The sequence below is a fragment of the Novosphingobium sp. genome (assembly GCF_041905565.1).
Taxonomy (GTDB): Bacteria; Pseudomonadota; Alphaproteobacteria; order Sphingomonadales; family Sphingomonadaceae; genus Novosphingobium.
This window is the reverse complement of the sequence record NZ_JAYRKX010000005.1, coordinates 13,590-28,728: the sequence shown is the minus strand read 5'-3', so window position 1 is coordinate 28,728 and position 15,139 is coordinate 13,590. Positions and strand designations below refer to the sequence as shown.

Annotated in this window: 13 protein-coding genes and 1 tRNA gene; 4 read left to right on the top strand and 10 right to left on the bottom strand. The window is 68.4% G+C overall.

Features of this window, described 5'->3' with window-relative positions; translation table 11 throughout:
- Window positions 1–18: 18 nt before the first annotated feature.
- Window positions 19–1,122 carry a helix-turn-helix transcriptional regulator gene (locus tag ACE3N9_RS05475; RefSeq protein WP_374281652.1) on the top strand — a complete coding sequence of 368 codons (1,104 nt, stop codon included), beginning with the start codon at window positions 19–21 and terminating at the stop codon, window positions 1,120–1,122.
- On the opposite strand, the gene ACE3N9_RS05470 is transcribed toward ACE3N9_RS05475, so the two are convergent.
- From ACE3N9_RS05470 to ACE3N9_RS05450, 5 genes are all read right to left on the bottom strand, one after another.
- On the bottom strand, window positions 1,119–2,426 hold the full coding sequence (locus ACE3N9_RS05470) for a YceI family protein (protein WP_374281650.1): 1,308 nt from the start codon (window positions 2,424–2,426) through the stop codon (window positions 1,119–1,121). The genes ACE3N9_RS05475 and ACE3N9_RS05470 overlap by 4 nt on opposite strands.
- Window positions 2,380–2,982 carry a YceI family protein gene (locus ACE3N9_RS05465; RefSeq protein WP_374281648.1) on the bottom strand — a complete coding sequence of 201 codons (603 nt, stop codon included), beginning with the start codon at window positions 2,980–2,982 and terminating at the stop codon, window positions 2,380–2,382. Before ACE3N9_RS05465 ends, ACE3N9_RS05470 begins: the two co-directional genes overlap by 47 nt.
- A 315-nt stretch (window positions 2,983–3,297) precedes the next feature.
- Window positions 3,298–4,248, bottom strand: coding sequence for a helix-turn-helix transcriptional regulator (locus ACE3N9_RS05460; protein ID WP_374281646.1), 951 nt, complete (start codon window positions 4,246–4,248; stop codon window positions 3,298–3,300).
- Complete coding sequence (locus tag ACE3N9_RS05455) at window positions 4,245–5,705, bottom strand: acyl-CoA reductase (RefSeq protein ID WP_374281644.1); 1,461 nt, start codon at window positions 5,703–5,705, stop codon at window positions 4,245–4,247. Before ACE3N9_RS05455 ends, ACE3N9_RS05460 begins: the two co-directional genes overlap by 4 nt.
- Window positions 5,702–7,126 (bottom strand): hypothetical protein, encoded by a 1,425-nt coding sequence (locus tag ACE3N9_RS05450; protein ID WP_374281642.1) that lies wholly within the window; start codon window positions 7,124–7,126, stop codon window positions 5,702–5,704. Before ACE3N9_RS05450 ends, ACE3N9_RS05455 begins: the two co-directional genes overlap by 4 nt.
- Window positions 7,127–7,284: 158 nt before the next feature.
- Between ACE3N9_RS05450 and ACE3N9_RS05445 the strand changes: the two genes are divergently transcribed.
- Both ACE3N9_RS05445 and ACE3N9_RS05440 read left to right on the top strand, forming a co-directional pair.
- Window positions 7,285–8,682: an aldehyde dehydrogenase gene (locus tag ACE3N9_RS05445; RefSeq protein WP_374281640.1), complete on the top strand. Its 1,398-nt coding sequence runs from the start codon at window positions 7,285–7,287 to the stop codon at window positions 8,680–8,682.
- A 13-nt stretch (window positions 8,683–8,695) separates the two neighbouring features.
- Window positions 8,696–9,238 (top strand): DUF3237 domain-containing protein, encoded by a 543-nt coding sequence (locus tag ACE3N9_RS05440; protein WP_374281638.1) that lies wholly within the window; start codon window positions 8,696–8,698, stop codon window positions 9,236–9,238.
- Between the two features lie 12 nt (window positions 9,239–9,250).
- On the opposite strand, the gene ACE3N9_RS05435 is transcribed toward ACE3N9_RS05440, so the two are convergent.
- Window positions 9,251–11,278 (bottom strand): FAD-dependent oxidoreductase, encoded by a 2,028-nt coding sequence (locus ACE3N9_RS05435; RefSeq protein ID WP_374281636.1) that lies wholly within the window; start codon window positions 11,276–11,278, stop codon window positions 9,251–9,253.
- A gap of 71 nt (window positions 11,279–11,349) precedes the next feature.
- Here ACE3N9_RS05435 and ACE3N9_RS05430 point away from each other — a divergent pair, with 71 nt between their 5' ends.
- Window positions 11,350–11,955: a TetR/AcrR family transcriptional regulator gene (locus tag ACE3N9_RS05430; RefSeq protein ID WP_374281634.1), complete on the top strand. Its 606-nt coding sequence runs from the start codon at window positions 11,350–11,352 to the stop codon at window positions 11,953–11,955.
- Between the two features lie 3 nt (window positions 11,956–11,958).
- Here ACE3N9_RS05430 and ACE3N9_RS05425 read toward each other — a convergent pair.
- The 4 genes from ACE3N9_RS05425 to ACE3N9_RS05410 form a co-directional block, all read right to left on the bottom strand.
- Window positions 11,959–12,033 (bottom strand) — tRNA-Thr (locus tag ACE3N9_RS05425).
- A 25-nt stretch (window positions 12,034–12,058) separates the two neighbouring features.
- The gene (locus ACE3N9_RS05420) at window positions 12,059–12,937 is read right to left on the bottom strand and encodes a hypothetical protein (protein WP_374281996.1); all 879 of its coding nucleotides are present in this window, start codon (window positions 12,935–12,937) and stop codon (window positions 12,059–12,061) included.
- On the bottom strand, window positions 12,922–13,665 hold the full coding sequence (locus ACE3N9_RS05415; RefSeq protein WP_374281632.1) for a hypothetical protein: 744 nt from the start codon (window positions 13,663–13,665) through the stop codon (window positions 12,922–12,924). Before ACE3N9_RS05415 ends, ACE3N9_RS05420 begins: the two co-directional genes overlap by 16 nt.
- Entirely contained in the window at window positions 13,662–14,987 is a 1,326-nt protein-coding gene (locus ACE3N9_RS05410) for a replication-associated recombination protein A (protein WP_374281630.1), read from the bottom strand. Before ACE3N9_RS05410 ends, ACE3N9_RS05415 begins: the two co-directional genes overlap by 4 nt.
- Between the last annotated feature and the right edge of the window lie 152 nt (window positions 14,988–15,139).

The following is a 15,139-nucleotide window of genomic DNA, read 5'->3' as shown; positions in this document are numbered from 1 at the left end:
CCTCCCATATGGGAGGGTATGGCCCTGACCAGCACCGACGAGACCGAACTGCTGCTGCCGCTGCTGTCCGGCATGCTTGAGGAACAGCGCTTCGCCACCTTCCTCGAACGGGTCCGGCGGCGCACCCAGGCGGACTATGCCGGGCTGTTCTTCCGCCAGGGCGAGCGGACGATGCACGAGGTGACCGAATTCCACGCCGGGCGCGACCTGCGCGGCGAAGCGCGCGCACTGGGGTTCGACAGCCTTGACCTGCTCGATCGCTTCCCGTTTGAGCGGCTGCGCCCCGGGCGGGTCTATGCGGTCAGCGAATTCGGCGATGTCGATGCCGACTATGCCATGTTTCGGGCGCGCTACATCGCCGCGCTGGGGATCGTCGATGAACGGATCGTGCGGCTGGCGCTGGACGGCGGGATCAGCGCCTGGCTGCTGGTGGCGCGCGGCAGTGAATGCAGCGCGGCCGACAGCGCGCTGCTGGCCAGCCTCGCGCCCTATGTCGCGATGGCCCTGCGCGGCTTCCTGATCGAGGAACGCCGCCGGATCGAGGCCGAGATGAACGGCGCGGCGCTGGCGCGGTGCGGCACTGGCTGGCTGCTGCTTGACCGCGAGGCGCGGCTGGTCGCGGCCGAGGCGGGGCTGGCCGAGCGGCTGGGCGCGCTGCCCGGCTTTGCCCTGCGCCAGGGTGAGCGCCTGCGCCTGCCCGATCCGGCGGCCGAGCGCGAGCTGGCCCAGGCCGCGGCCCGCTTTGCGCAGGACCCCGCCGCTGCACCGCAGGCGCTGGAACTCAGCGCCGAGCCCCGCGTCGAAGCCGTGCTGCTGCCCAACGGCAGCCAGCCCGCCGCCGCTTCCAGCCTGCCGGTGGTGCAGGTGCTCTGCCGCCTGCCGCGCCCGCGCGGGGGCATGGGCGCGGCCCTGCTCGCCCAGCTGTCGGGCCTGCCCCGGCGCGAGGCGGAACTGGCGCTGCGGCTCAGCCAGGGGCGCTCGATCGCCGAGGCGGCGGCGGACATGGGGCTGACGCTGGAAACGGCGCGCAACTATTCCAAGCGAATCTACGCCCAGCTAGGCCTGCGCGGGCAGGCCGATCTGGTGCGCTATGTGTTCGAAAGCGGGGCGATCCTTGCCTAGCTGGCCTTGCGCTGCGCCCGCACGGTGAAAGTGACCGCCACCGCATCGGGAATCTGGTCGGTCGCCTGCCATTCGTCGGTGCCAACCTTGTAGGCCAAGCGGCTGAGCGTGGCAGTGCCCGTGGCCACGGCGCGGTCACCGTCGATCTTCAGGGTGAAGCGCAGCCGCGCCGGGCGGGTCACGCCGTTGAGCGCGAGCGTGCCGTCGGCGACATAACCCTTGCCCGCCTTGCTGACCCGCGTGCTGGTGAAGCGCGCCGTGGGATGGGCGGCGGTGTTGAAGAATTGCGGCCCCTGGATCGATTCGTCGCGGCTGGCATCGCCGCTGCTGCTGCTGGCCAGGTCCACGTCGACCACGATTTTCGCCGTGGCGAGATCGGTCTCGTCAAACCGGATCTGCGCGGTCCAGCGCTTGAAGCTGCCCTGGATCGGCATCCCGGACCACTGGGTCGTCCAGCCGAGCGTGCCGCCCTTGACGGTCCAGTCGGGACTGAGCGCGGCCTTGGCATCGGCGCTTTCGCTGGCGCTGGGTGCGGGTTCCGGCTGGGCCGCGGTGCTGGCGTCCGGTTCCGGTTCCGCCGCTTCGCTGGCCGCCGCGACTGGCGCCGCCGGGGCGGCGCTGCGCCACAAGTTGGGCACGGGGCCGGTCCAGCCAAGCCAGGCGCCGCCCGCGAGCAGCACGCCCGCCAAGGCCAGCGCGACGTTTGGATTGCGCCCGGCGGGCAGCATCCGCTCCAGCACCGGGTGCTGCTTGGCATGGTGCCACAGCGCCGCGCCCACGTGCAGGGCGATCAGCGCTGGCAGCAGCCAGCCGAGCACGCCGTGCGCCACTTCGGCCGGTTCATGCGCGGCCCGGCCCAGCGGCAGGTGCGGCCAGGGGACGAGTCCCAGCACCATGGTCGGCAGCTTGATCTTGGCGGTCGAGACCAGCACCCAGCCGCTGAGCGGCGCGCCGATCATCACTACGTAGAACAGGCCGTGGACCGCCCTGGCGGCCAGCAGCGACAGCCCGCTGCCAAACGGGGCGGGGCGGGGAAGGGCAAAGCGCAGCGCCAGCCGCGCCAGGCTGAGCAGCAGCACGATGATCCCTAGCGACTTGTGCCACTGGAACGCATCGAATTGCAGCAGCCCGGCCGGAATCCCTTCCAACCGGAAGCCCAGCGCCACTTGCGCGACGAGCGCCAGCGCGATCAGCCAGTGCAGCGTGATCGCCGCGCGGTGATAGCGCGCCGGCGCGGCCATGCCCCCGCTCATCGGCTCAGGGCTTGCGGGCGAGTTCGAGATCGACTTCGAGCGCCACGTCATCGCCCACGGCGGGGACGAAAGCCTTCATCCCGAAATCGCTGCGCTTGATTGCGCCCGTCGCGGCAAAGCCGATCCGCGGCTGGCCGTCCATGCCCTTGCCAAAGCCGTTGAACTTGACCTTCAGCGTCACCGGTTTGGTCACGCCCAGCAGGGTCAACTGGCCGGGCAGGTCGGCGGTATCGGCCCCGGTCTTGACCAGCTTGTCGGCCTTGAAAGTGGCATTGGGGAAAGCGGCGACATTGAAGAACTGCGCGCCCTTCAGGTGGTTGTCACGCGGGGTGAAGCCGGAATTGAGCGTGGTCGTGTCGATCGTGATGTCGGCCGTGCTGGCTTCGGGCTTGGCCGGGTCATAGGTAACCGACCCGTTGATCGTGTCGAACCGGATGGTGTTGACCGAAAAGCCCAGGTGCATGGTCTTGCCCAGCACCGTCGCATGAGTGTTGTCGACCGTGTAGGTGCCGGCCGGAACGGCGGCGGGATCGGCGGTTTCCTTGACCGCGCCGAGCGGGGCGGCCAGCACGGCAAGCGGGGCAATCAGCATCAGGGCATGGCGCATCGGGACAACTCCTTGGGAGAAAGGCCGAATGATGCGCAGGCCGCGCGCGCTTGGCAAGCCCAGCCGGATTTGCCCGCGGCAAAGCCCAGCTTGGCCGGTTCGATACATCCTGCGACATGTATTCTAGCCGGAAGTGTTCTTGCCTGCCGGGCAAACACGACAACGGTTGGAGAGAACGGATGCGCCAAGCCCTGCGGCGGTCGATGACGGGTCGGATTCCAGACCGGCCGCGGGCTTCTATCCCACAGCCCCCATCATCGTCACCCCGGCGTCAAGCCCGGGGTGACGGGTTAGTGTGGGGCAACGGCATCCCGCCTAACCGCTCAGCGTTGCCACGGAACCCAGCAGCAGCAGCACCAGTTCGCTCTGGCGGCTGACCCCGGTCTTGCGGAACACCGCCTGCAACTGGCTTCGCGCGGTGTTGCGGCTGATGTCGAGCGCGGCGGCGGCATCGTCGAGCGTCAGGCCCTTGGCCAGCTCGCTTGCCAGCGCGGCTTCGGCGGGGGTCAGGTCGAACAGGTGGGCGAGCGTTTCGGCCGACAGGCTGGGCCGCCGCGCCGGATCGCGCACGATCAGGATCGCGCTGCGCTGCAAGGGCGCATTGACCGGCTCGAACGCCGGGCCCGGGCGGACCAGCACGGTCAGCGGCGCTTCGCCGCTGCTGCGGGGCAGGGCCAGCGGGGCGAACAGCCCGCGCGTGGTCGCCGCCTGCTGTTCCCCGGCAAAGTGGCGCACCAGTTCGATCAGCCGCGCCGTGGTGCGCGGATCGAGGCAGGCGATCCGCCCGTGGTGCAGCGCCAGCGCGTCCTGCTGGCTCAGCAACTGCTGGCCAAGCGGGTTGGCGTAAAGCAGCTGCCCGCGCGGATCGAGCGCCAGTACGGCCAGTTCGCCGGCTTCGGCTACGGTCGCCAGGATGCGCTGTTCGCGCAGCAATTGCGCCTGGTGGAGCAGCAGGGCCACCCCCTGGTTCAGCAGCGGCACAACTGCGCGCAGCCGCTCGGCCACCTCGTCCGGGAACGCCGGTCCGGCCCGCCACAGGCGCAAGGTCGCGCCGCCGAGCGGCTGCTCGAGCGTCTGTCCGTCAGGCCCCGGCGTGCCGTGCGCGATTTCCATCCCCGCGTCGCCACCCGGCGGGGGATCGAACGCGATGGCGATGTGGCCCGCGCCGAACCGCGTCGCCATTTCGCGCAGCAGGCCCTGCCACATCGGCCGTTCGGCAAACCCGCCAAGCAGCGCGAGCGAGAGGGCCTGCCAGTCGTCCGTCATCCCAGGGCCTGGGCCGCCAGAGCGGCCTCGTCGCCGCTTTCATCGACGATCCACTTGACCATGCGGCGCAGCGGTTCGATCCCGTCCTGCGGCCCCGGTGCCTGGTTGAGCGTTGCTGCCCCGCCCAGCGAAGCCAGGCGCTGGGCACCATGCCAGGCCAACTGATCGCGCAGCCGGGTCTTGAGGTTTTCGGGATATATGCCAATGGTTTGCGTATAGCTGTTCACGCTGCGCACTGCCTCGGACACGTCGTCCACGGGCACGATATTGGCCACCCGGCAGGCGAGTTGCCGCGCGAAATCGACCGGGTTGGCCGAGCGCGAGACAATGATCGCGCCTTCGTTGCTTCGTCCGCCATACACGGTGTATTCGTCGTCCACGAAAGCCAGCGCGTCAATCTCGTCCTTCAATTCGCGGTCGAATGCCTTGTGCGGGGTGGACAGGTGCTGCGGCAGCGTCTGCAGCGCGGCGAAGGTCAGTTCACCCAGCTGTTCGGCGCGCTTGATCCCTTCGGCATCGGTGCCGCTTTCGACGTGTATCACCCGCGCGTTGACGCAGCCTTCCTGATTCATCGCGCCGATGTCCACCGCCAGGCGCTGGGCCACGTGCTGCAAGGTTGCTTCGTCAGCGAAGGCTTCCTTGCCGATCAGCGAGCCGGAATGCTTGGGGTCCAGCGTGATCAGGTCGAGCCCGGGCTGGAGATACTGGGTCAGGTGCTTGATCCCGGCAAAGCCGCCCCAGGCGACGATCTTCTCGATCCGGCGCGGGTCATACAGCGCGGGCTCGATCCGCTCGTCCCCGCCCTTCCAGTAGGCGACCGAGACGTGGCTGGTCAGCGGGTGGTCGGGGGCCATGTCGATCATCGTGCGGACCAGCGCCGCGGTGGTCAGCGGATCGTTCGACGGGGTCTTGATGATCGCGTCGCTGCGGGTGATCGCGTTGCGGATCACCGTGGTCACGCCAACCACCGGCACATTGCCGGCGATGATGTGGACGCCGCGCGCGCCGACCGCGCGGATCGACACCGGCGGCGCATTTCGATCGGCGTCGGGCTGGCGCACCCAGCCTTCAAGGTAGTCGATCCCGATGGTCCTCTCGGCAATGTCGCGCACCGAACGGGCGCTGAAATAGGACGGGATCATCTCGTAATGATAGCGCAGGATCGGGTCCGACAGGCCCGAGGTCAGCCGCGACAGCTCGAAGGCTTCCTGCAGGTAGGCATTGTCGGCGAGGACCAGCCGGTCGCCAAGCTGTTCCAGGAACGCGATGATCTCGTCCAGCGTCAGGCTGTACAGCTCGCCCAGCGAGGACGGGTTGGCCAGTGGCAGGCGCGGCAGGTGCGCGGCCAGGTCCGGCGCGGTGAACTGCGCGCCGCCGCGGCGGCCGCCATGTTCGATCCAGTCCTGTTCGATCACTTCGCCGCGCAGCAGCAGCGGAACGCGGAAGGGGGCGCTCATTGGGTCTTCTCCAGCAGGAAATCGATGGCCTTGTCATGCGCTTCGGGCGCGCCGGCGCAGTTGATCTTGTCGTCCCCGTTCTTGAGATCGCTGAACCGGGCGATGTCGGGTTCCAGATAAGGGCCGTGCCGCCCGCAGGCGCAGGGCGCGTCGAACCCGGCCATGGTCACCCGGTCACCCGAGACAATCCCGCCCCAGTAGCTGTCGGGCAGCAGGTCGAGCACGGCGAGCCGCCCGGTGCGCCGACCATCGCGCGGCAGCATCTCGCCGCTGTCGGGATCGAGCAGGAAGGGGACCACCACCGGGGGGAAGTGGAAATTGCCATGCTCGCACTTGGGGGCATTGGCCATCAGTTCGGTCATCCCGAAGAATTCGAGGCAGCGCTCGAACCCGAGGAATTCGAAGATATGCTGCTTGTAATCGGGGGGCAGTACCTTGCCCTTGGACCCGCCGCCGCTGGTCAGGATCGAATTCGGCCCGAACACACCCTTGAGGCCGCGCTTCAGGCCTTCTTCCGCCCATTCGAACAGGATCGGCCAGACCGCGAACAGGAACACGTCCTGCCCGCCGTAACGCTGCAGCGCCGTTTCGAAGAAGCGGTCCATGTCGGCCGCCCGGCCGGCTTCGCGCGCGGCGAATTCGTCGCGCCGGGCGATCAGGCTGGCGGGCAGGGCAAGCTGGCCTGCTTCCCCGCGCGCCTCGGCCGCGCGGAGCCGTCCGGCGAGCGAGAGCACGTCGGCGCTGAAGTATGCGTCGGGATAGAGGAACAGGGCATTGTCCTGCCCGCCTGCATACAATTCCGCCTGCCGGTTCATCCCCCGCGCGATCGCGCTGGCCCCCAGCCGGTAGGAGGGCGAGATCAGCGGCAGGTGATCGACCAGCAGGTCGCGCTTTTGTCCGTTCGCCTGGGGCTGGAAATCGCGGATGCAATTGGCGTTGATCCGCACGGTCAGGTCGATCTGGGCCTTGGTGCGCGGCATGATCGACAGTTTGCCGGTGGTGCCGAAAGTGTGGATCGGGGCCAGATCGCTGCCTGCTTCCAGCGCGCGCAGCCAGTCGTCGATGGTGTCGACGCCCTGCGTTTGCACGCCCGACAGGTCGGTGGTGGTGAGCGGGCCGAGCCACTTGGTCATCCGGTCGAACCGGCCCTGTTCGATGAAGCTCAGCGGGTAGCTTTTGTAGACGGTGTGCGGGAACAGCAGCGGGACCAGGTCTTCCCAGCGGGTGATCTCGGTGATGCCGTTTTCCGCCGCCATCCGCCCCAGCGGGGCGATGCGCGGGGCCAGCGTGGCAAAGCGCTGGCGGGCCGCCTCAAGCTGGGCCTCGTCGCGCTCTTTCTCGCCCAGGGCGAAGCTTTCGGCATAGTCGTGGGTGACGAAGTCCTGCGGATCGCGGGCCAGCAGGCTGGGCAGATCGGTCATCTCATCCTCTCCCCGGCGCGTGGGCAAGGTGTCCCGCGCCTTGTACCATCTCGCTTCGCAGGTTCGGGCCGCACCGACATCATGCAAACGGATGAGGCGGCGGATATTGACGGCACCGCGCTCATTGCTATGCTTCATAGCAATTCGGGAGAGTCGACATGGAATTCACGCGCATCAATCCGATCACTGGCGAAGCCGCTTCCTCTGCCCAGGCGATGAAGGCCGGGGACATCCCGGCCATTGCCGCGCGGGCCGCCGCCGCCTTTCCCGCCTGGGCCGCGCAAGGGCCGAACGCCCGCCGCGCCGTGCTGATGAAGGCGGCCGATGCACTGGAAGCCCGCAAGGATGCCTTCGTTGCCGCGATGATGGCTGAAACCGGATCGACCGCCGGCTGGGCGCTGTTCAATCTGGGGCTGGCCGCATCGATGGTGCGTGAAGCCGCCGCGATCACCACCCAGATCACCGGCGAAGTGATCCCCAGCGACAAGCCGGGCTGCCTGGCCATGGCGCTGAAGGAGCCGGTTGGCGTGATCCTGGGGATCGCCCCGTGGAACGCCCCGATCATCCTGGGCGTGCGCGCCATCGCCGTGCCGCTGGCCTGCGGCAATGCGGTGATCCTGAAAGCGAGCGAAACCTGCCCGCGCACCCATGCCCTGATCATCGAGGCCTTTGCCGAAGCGGGCTTTCCCGAAGGCGTGGTCCAGGTCGTCACCAACGCGCCGGAAGATGCGGCCGAAGTGGTCGGCGCGCTGATCGACGCTGGCGAGGTCAAGCGGATCAACTTCACCGGCAGCACCAATGTCGGCCGGATCATCGCCAAGCGCGCGGCCGAGCACCTCAAGCCCTGCCTGCTCGAACTGGGCGGCAAGGCCCCGCTGATCGTGCTCGAGGATGCCGACCTTGACGAAGCGGTCAAGGCGGCGGCGTTCGGCGCCTTCATGAACCAGGGCCAGATCTGCATGAGCACCGAGCGGATCATCGTGGTCGATGCCGTGGCCGACCAGTTTGCCGAAAAGTTCGCCGCCAAGGCTGCCAGCATGGCCGCCGGCGATCCGCGCGAGGGCAACACCCCGCTCGGCGCGGTGGTTGACCAGAAGACCGTGGCCCACGTCAATGCGCTGATCGACGATGCCGCAGCCAAGGGCGCCCGGGTGATCGCCGGCGGCAAGGGCACCAGCGTGGTCATGCCCGCCACCGTGGTTGACGGCGTGACCGCCGCGATGAACCTCTACCGCGACGAAAGCTTCGGCCCGGTGGTCGCCATGATCCGCGCGCGCGACGGCGAGCACGCCGTGGAACTGGCCAACGACACGCAGTACGGTCTGTCCGCCGCCGTGTTCACGCGTGACATTGCCAAGGGGCTGACCGTGGCCAAGCGCATTCAGTCGGGCATTTGCCACGTCAACGGCCCGACCGTGCATGACGAGGCGCAGATGCCGTTCGGCGGGGTTGGTGCGTCGGGCTATGGCCGCTTCGGCGGCAAGCAGGGGATCGACAGCTTTACAGAAACCCGCTGGATCACGGTTGAAACCCAGCCCGGCCACTTCCCGATCTGACGGAGAGAGCACGATGAAAGCTCTGTTTGCAGCCGCCGCGCTTGGTCTTGCAACGCTTGCCGGGGCGGCCGGGGCCGATGTCCCGAGCGCGGCATCCGCGCCCGCGCCGACGCTGACCTATGTCTTCTCGGTCAAGGCCACGCTCGACCCCGCGATCGAGGTTGGTCCGTCCGAAGGCGGCCGCCGCCGCTTCATCGCGGTCACCGGGGGCGAGGTCTATGGCCCGCGCCTGCATGGCAAGGTGCTGCCCGGCGGGGGCGACTGGCAGACCATCCTGCCCGCCGGATTGACCAAGGTCGAAGCGAAATACTTCCTCAAGACCGACAGTGGCGCGGTGATCGAGGTGACCAACCCCGGCCTGCGCACCGCGACCGCCGAAGTGGTCGAACGGCTGGCCCGGGGCGAGGACGTCGATCCCGCGCTCTACTATTTCCGCACCACGCCCAATTTCCGCGTCGGCGCGCCGGAACTGGACTGGATGCAGCGCCACGCCTTCGTCGCCCGCGGGATCCGCAAGCCCGACCACGTGGTGATCGATTACTACATGGTGGAATGACGGGGCGGCCGCTCAGGCCGCCACCGCCAGTTCCGTCGCCTGCTTGATCGCGCGCTTGGCGTCGAGTTCGCTCGCCTCGAATGCGCCGCCGATCAACTGGGCGGGCACGCCCATGGCCACCAGCTCGTCATAAAGGCCGCGCGCCGGTTCCTGCCCGGCGCAGAGGATCACCGTATCGACATCGAGTACCTGCGGCTCGCCGCCGATCACGCAGTGCAGGCCCGCATCGTCGATCTTCACGTATTCGACGCCCGAAACCATCTTCACCCCGCGCCGCTGCAGGGTCAGCCGGTGGGTCCAGCCGGTGGTCTTGCCCAGGCCCTGGCCAACCGGGGTGGCCTTGCGCTGGAGCAGGGTCACTTCGCGCTCGTTGTGGGCAACCTGCGGTTCGATCCCCGTCACCCCGCCGCGCGGGTGGTGCTTGAAATCGATGCCCCATTCCTTGGCGAACACGTCCACGTCGAGCGCGGCGCTGGTCCCGGCGTGGGTGATCAGCTCGGCCACGTCGAAGCCGATCCCGCCCGCGCCCATGATCGCAACCTTGCGGCCGACCGGCGCCTGACCCCGGATCACGTCGATGTAGCGGGCGACCTTGGGATGATCGATCCCGGGGATCGCCGGGGTGCGCGGGGTGATGCCGGTGGCGACCACCACTTCGTCGAACCCGGCGTCCTTCAGCAGCTGCGCGTCAACCCGCGTGTTGAGCCGCAGATCCACGCCGCGCACCTGCACCATGCGGGCGAAATAGCGCAGCGTTTCGTGGAACTCCTCTTTGCCCGGGATCTGCTTGGCGAGGTTGAACTGCCCGCCGATCTCACTGGCCGCATCGAACAGTGTCACCTGGTGGCCGCGCTCGGCGGCGATGGTGGCATAGGCGAGGCCCGCCGGACCCGCGCCGACCACCGCGATCCGCTTGGGCGCGGCAGTGGGGGCGACCACCACGTCCACCTCGCGGCAGGCGCGGGCGTTGACCAGGCAAGAGGTCAGCTGGCCGGTGAAGGTGTGGTCCAGGCAGGCCTGGTTGCAGGCGATGCAGGTGTTGATCTCGTCCTCGCGGCCCTCGCGTGCCTTGTTGACCAGGTCCGGGTCGGCCAGCATCGGCCGGGCCATCGACACGATGTCGGCATCGCCGCGCGCCAGTACGTCTTCGGCAACCTGCGGCATGTTGATGCGGTTGCTGGTGATCAGCGGGATCGACAGTTCCTTGCGCAGCCGCCCGGTAACGCTGGTGAAAGCGGCGCGCGGGACCATAGTGGCGATGGTCGGCACGAAGCTTTCGTGCCAGCAGAAGTGGGTCGAAATCACGTCCACCCCGGCCCCTTCCAGCGCCTTGGCCAGGCTGACCACTTCTTCCCAGGCCAGGCCGCCCTGCAGCATGTCCATGGCCGAAATGCGGAAGATGAAGATGAAGTCCGCCCCGACCGCGGCGCGCACGGCGCGGACCACTTCCAATGGAAAGCGCATCCGGTTTTCCCACGATCCGCCCCACTGGTCGGTGCGCTGGTTGGTCTTTTCGACCAGGAAGGTCGAAATCAGGTAGCCGGCCGAACCGATGATCTCGACCCCGTCATAGCCCGCTTCCTTCGCCAGCGCGGCGCAGTTGGCGAAGGCGGCGATCTGTTCGGCGATCCCTTCCTCGGTCAGCTCGTTCGGGGTGAAGCGGGCGATGCGCGACTTGACCGGGGACGGGGCGACGCAATCGGGCGTGCCGGCCAGCGGCCCGGAATGGAGGATCTGCATGCAGATCTTCACGTCGCTCGCGGCGGCGTGGACCGCCTCGGTCACTTGCCGGTGGGTGGCAACATCGTCCGGCCCGAGCAGCTTGGCGCCGTGCCCGGCGGTGGGGTGGGGGCCGATCCCGCCGGTGATGATCATCCCGACGCCGCCCTTCGCGCGTTCCGCGAAATAGGCCGCCATGCGCCGCCCGGCATCGGGCAGGTCTTCCAGCCCCGTATGCATCGACCCCATCAGGATGCGGTTCTTGATCTGGGTGTGGCCAACCTTGAGCGGCGAAAAGACGTGCGGGTAGCGCGTGGTCATGACAGGCGAATCCTCATACCGAACACTGTTTGGCATTGTCGTAACTAACACTGTTCGGTATGGCAAGCCGCATGGCCGTGCTGCTGACCGACGAACAGGTGACCGCCACGCGCGAACGCATTCGCGCCGTGGCCGAACGCCATATCGCCCGGCAGGGACCGGCCGGGGTCTCGCTGCGCGCGGTGGCGGCGGAATGCGGCCTCGCGGCGGCTTCGCTCTATCGGTATTACGCCAGCAAGGCCGACCTGCTCGCCGCCACCCGCGCCGCCGCGCACGACCGCTTTTCCGACCGGATCGAGGCCGCCTGGGCCGGCCCCGGCGACCTGTGGGACCGCTCGCGCGCGATTGGCGAGGCCTTTGCCGATTTCGCTTTCAGCGAACCAGCCGCCTACCAGCTGATCTTCGCCTTCGAACAGGACGAGGCTGACAAGTCCGACGAATTGCGCCGGGCCGAGGCGCGCTCGCACCGCACGCTCACCGGCTATGTCCGCGAAATGGTCGAGGCCGGGCTGCTCGAGGGCGATCCCGACATCATCGCCCATGCCTATTGGGCGGCGCTGCACGGGCTGGTGGTGCTGACCATGGCGGGCCGGATTCCCGATCGTGCGCGGTTCGAGCAATTGCGCCACGGCGCGGCCCGCCTGATCACGCGCGGGGCGCTGCCCGCCGCGCGCTAGGACTGGTGCCGGCTGAGGGATTTGAACCCCCGACCTTCGGTTTACAAAACCGCTGCACTACCACTGTGCTAAGCCGGCCACTGTCGTGCAACGTCCCTTTGCGTCAGCGCGCGCCAAAGGTCCAGCCCTCCGTGCGGGCGATTTCTTCAGTCAGCCCGGCGGGGTGCCACAGCGCCGGATCGTGCGCCGCCCCGCGCAGCCAAGCGGCGGTGAGCAGGGCATCGCTGGCGTGATCGGCAATCGGACCTTCGCCAGCGACCGGCCCGGTGCCCAGTTCTGCCAGTGCCGCGTTCAGTTCCGTATAGTCGCGCATCTTGCTTTTTGCAGCGCTGCGCCCGGCAGCCATGGCGGCGAGGGTGGTGTAGATTTCGACCGCGACCGAACCGCGAGCAGGCAGGGGATCGATCGGCCATACCGGCAGGCGGCCCCCCAGCCGGTGCAGCACGCGCATTCCGGTCAGGCTGGACTTGCCGACCTGCGCCGCGCCGACCAGGTTGAAATTCGAATAGGGCTTGCAGCCCATCGCCTCCTGCGCGCGCTCGGTCACGCGCAGCCGGCCGCGCCCCCTGCCAAAGCGGTCACCCTCGCGCCCGCCGTGACGGCGGAAGTGGCGCGATGCCTCGGGATGATCGACGAAACGGGAAGCGGCAAGGTGCGGGTCCGCCGCGCACAGCGCATCGACCATGGCCCACAGCGCGCGGGCATCGCCGGGGCTGTCCGCCCAGCCGGGAAAGAACGCACTGTGATCGGCAAAGGCCAGCGAAATGCCCATGTCGAAGCCGACCAGCGTATCGTCCGGCAAGTCATGCAGCAGCCAGTCCAGCACTTCGCCGCGCGACCAGCGGTGGCCAGGGCGGACCAGCGCGGGCGCCGGATCATTGGCGCCGATCAGCGCCAAGGCGATCCCGCGGTGGCGCTCGCCCGCCGCACCGGACCAGTCAATCGCGGCGAAGTGGCGGAAACGGGTCACGCCTTGGGGCATGATCCGGCTTGCAGCTTCCACCCCTGCGCGGCGCTGGCGAACCAGTTCTCGCGCGGGCCTTCATAGCCCTGCCGGGTCAGGGCAACGCACTGTTCGCCGCGCCACCCGGTGATGCGCCATTCGCCCATCGGCAAGCCGTCGGCCTGGATGGACAGTTCCTTGATCCCAGCAGGCTGCACGTCCCACACGCCAAAGCCGTTGAGCGCGCCAAACGCGGCCTCGCCCAGGTCGACCGCCGCGAAGCGGGCGCGCGAGGGCGACCAGGCGGGCTGAGTGCCGGTGTCCACTTCCTGGCCCTTGCCACTGCGGTCAAACACAACGAACCCGAAGGCTTCGTAGCCCTGCCAGGCGAAAGTCAGGAAGCGTTCGTCGGTGCTCAGTGCCAGCGGGCCGGTCTGTTCCATCCAGCGCACGTCGATGCAGCCCTGCGCCCCGCCCAGGGTGGTGACGGCGAACTGGTTCATGTCGGCGGCGACCACACCGGCCAGCGCCGGCGGCACGGGCAGGGGAGCCTTGCGTTCGAGCAGGCCGTTTTCGTCGTCCCGGGTCAGCGCGGGGCAGCGGGCCGGATCGGGGCGCTGCGCGGGCGATGTTTGTGGGGGCGCGGCGGGCGCGGTGGGTTTGGCAGCGAGCGAGGCTGCTCCGCTTGGTGCGGGGGTCGGGGCCGGGGCATCGTTGCAGGCAGCCAGCAGCAGCGGCAGGGCCAATAGGGCGAAACGCAAGATCATTCTCCGCCGCGCCGTTCGCGGCGCTTCTTGTCCCACCAATCGAGGCGCTTCAGCACCTCGCGCTCGAACCCGCGCTCGACCGGCTGGTAATAGGCCTGCGGGGCCATGCCCTCGGGCCAGTAGTTCGCGCCGGAAAAGCCGTCCTCGGCCTCGTGGTCGTAGGCGTAGTCCTTGCCATAGCCGATGTCCTTCATCAGCTTGGTCGGCGCGTTGAGGATGTTGGTGGGCGGCGCAAGGCTGCCGGTTTCGCGCGCGCTTTTCCACGCAGCCTTTTGCGCCGCATAGGCCGCGTTCGATTTGGGCGCGGTGGCAAGGTAAAGACAGGCCTGGACGATCGCCAGTTCGCCTTCCGGGCTGCCGAGGAACTGGTAGGCATCCTTGGCCGCCAGGCACTGGGTCAGCGCCTGCGGATCTGCCAGGCCGATATCTTCGCTGGCAAAGCGCACCAACCGGCGCAGCACGTAGAGCGGTTCTTCGCCAGCAGTCAGCATCCGCGCAAGGTAATAGAGCGCGGCCTGCGGGTCCGAGCCGCGCAATGATTTGTGCAGGGCGGAAATCAGATTGTAGTGCCCGTCGCGGTCTTTGTCATAGACCGCCACGCGGCGCTGCAGGAACTTGCCGAGGCCCGCCGGGTCGAGCGGTTCGGCCAGCTTCGCATTGTAAAGCGTTTCGGCCTGGTTGAGCAGGAACCGCCCGTCGCCATCCGCGCTGGCGACCAGTGCGGCGCGTGCATCGCCATCCAGCGGTAGCGGCCCTTCCAGCGCCTCGGCCCGGGTCAGCAGGGTATCGAGCGCGGCTTCGTCCAGCCGGTTGAGGATCAGGACCTGCGCCCGGCTGAGCAGCGCGGCGTTGAGCGCGAAGCTGGGGTTCTCGGTCGTCGCGCCGACCAGCGTCACCGTGCCGCGTTCGACGAAGGGCAGGAAACCGTCCTGCTGGGCGCGGTTGAAGCGGTGGATTTCGTCCACGAACAGCAGGGTGCGCTGCCCCGCCCTGGCCGCCGTCTCGGCCTCGGCAAAGGCTTTCTTGAGGTCGGCCACGCCCGAAAATACGGCGCTGACCGCGGCAAAACGCATCCCCACCGCTTCGGCCAGCAGGCGGGCAATGCTGGTCTTGCCGGTGCCGGGCGGGCCCCACAGGATCATGCTGGACAGCTTGCCCGCCGCGACCATCCGCCCGATCGCGCCTTCGGCGCCGGTCAGGTGGTCCTGCCCGATCACTTCGCCAAGGTGCAGCGGGCGCAGCCGGTCCGCCAGCGGCGCGTCGGCACCCGCCGGTTGGGGCGCGGAGTGGGGGGAAGAATCGGGCGGGAACAACTCGCTCATCACCATGCTGCCTAGTGCCTTATGCAGGAATTTGCATCAGGCGGTTGCAGGCGTTCGAGCAGGATATGGGGCAAGGCAATCGTGAGCGGCAAGGTCGCATCGACCGGCAGGAACGCGAAGCGCCTGAGCTCCCCGCGCATGGCTGATTTGGT

What these genes read in the sequence shown, in the direction of transcription:
- ACE3N9_RS05440 (WP_374281638.1), top strand. Translation starts at nt 8,696, where the DNA reads ATGAAAGCTCTGTTTGCAGCCGCCGCGCTTGGTCTTGCAACGCTTGCC.
- ACE3N9_RS05450 (WP_374281642.1), bottom strand. Translation starts at nt 7,126, where the DNA reads ATGACCGATCTGCCCAGCCTGCTGGCCCGCGATCCGCAGGACTTCGTC.
- ACE3N9_RS05435 (WP_374281636.1), bottom strand. Translation starts at nt 11,278, where the DNA reads ATGACCACGCGCTACCCGCACGTCTTTTCGCCGCTCAAGGTTGGCCAC.
- ACE3N9_RS05470 (WP_374281650.1), bottom strand. Translation starts at nt 2,426, where the DNA reads ATGACGTGGCGCTCGAAGTCGATCTCGAACTCGCCCGCAAGCCCTGAG.
- ACE3N9_RS05430 (WP_374281634.1), top strand. Translation starts at nt 11,350, where the DNA reads ATGGCCGTGCTGCTGACCGACGAACAGGTGACCGCCACGCGCGAACGC.
- ACE3N9_RS05410 (WP_374281630.1), bottom strand. Translation starts at nt 14,987, where the DNA reads ATGAGCGAGTTGTTCCCGCCCGATTCTTCCCCCCACTCCGCGCCCCAA.
- ACE3N9_RS05455 (WP_374281644.1), bottom strand. Translation starts at nt 5,705, where the DNA reads ATGAGCGCCCCCTTCCGCGTTCCGCTGCTGCTGCGCGGCGAAGTGATC.
- ACE3N9_RS05465 (WP_374281648.1), bottom strand. Translation starts at nt 2,982, where the DNA reads ATGCGCCATGCCCTGATGCTGATTGCCCCGCTTGCCGTGCTGGCCGCC.
- ACE3N9_RS05475 (WP_374281652.1), top strand. Translation starts at nt 19, where the DNA reads ATGGCCCTGACCAGCACCGACGAGACCGAACTGCTGCTGCCGCTGCTG.
- ACE3N9_RS05460 (WP_374281646.1), bottom strand. Translation starts at nt 4,248, where the DNA reads ATGACGGACGACTGGCAGGCCCTCTCGCTCGCGCTGCTTGGCGGGTTT.
- ACE3N9_RS05420 (WP_374281996.1), bottom strand. Translation starts at nt 12,937, where the DNA reads ATGCCCCAAGGCGTGACCCGTTTCCGCCACTTCGCCGCGATTGACTGG.
- ACE3N9_RS05445 (WP_374281640.1), top strand. Translation starts at nt 7,285, where the DNA reads ATGGAATTCACGCGCATCAATCCGATCACTGGCGAAGCCGCTTCCTCT.
- ACE3N9_RS05415 (WP_374281632.1), bottom strand. Translation starts at nt 13,665, where the DNA reads ATGATCTTGCGTTTCGCCCTATTGGCCCTGCCGCTGCTGCTGGCTGCC.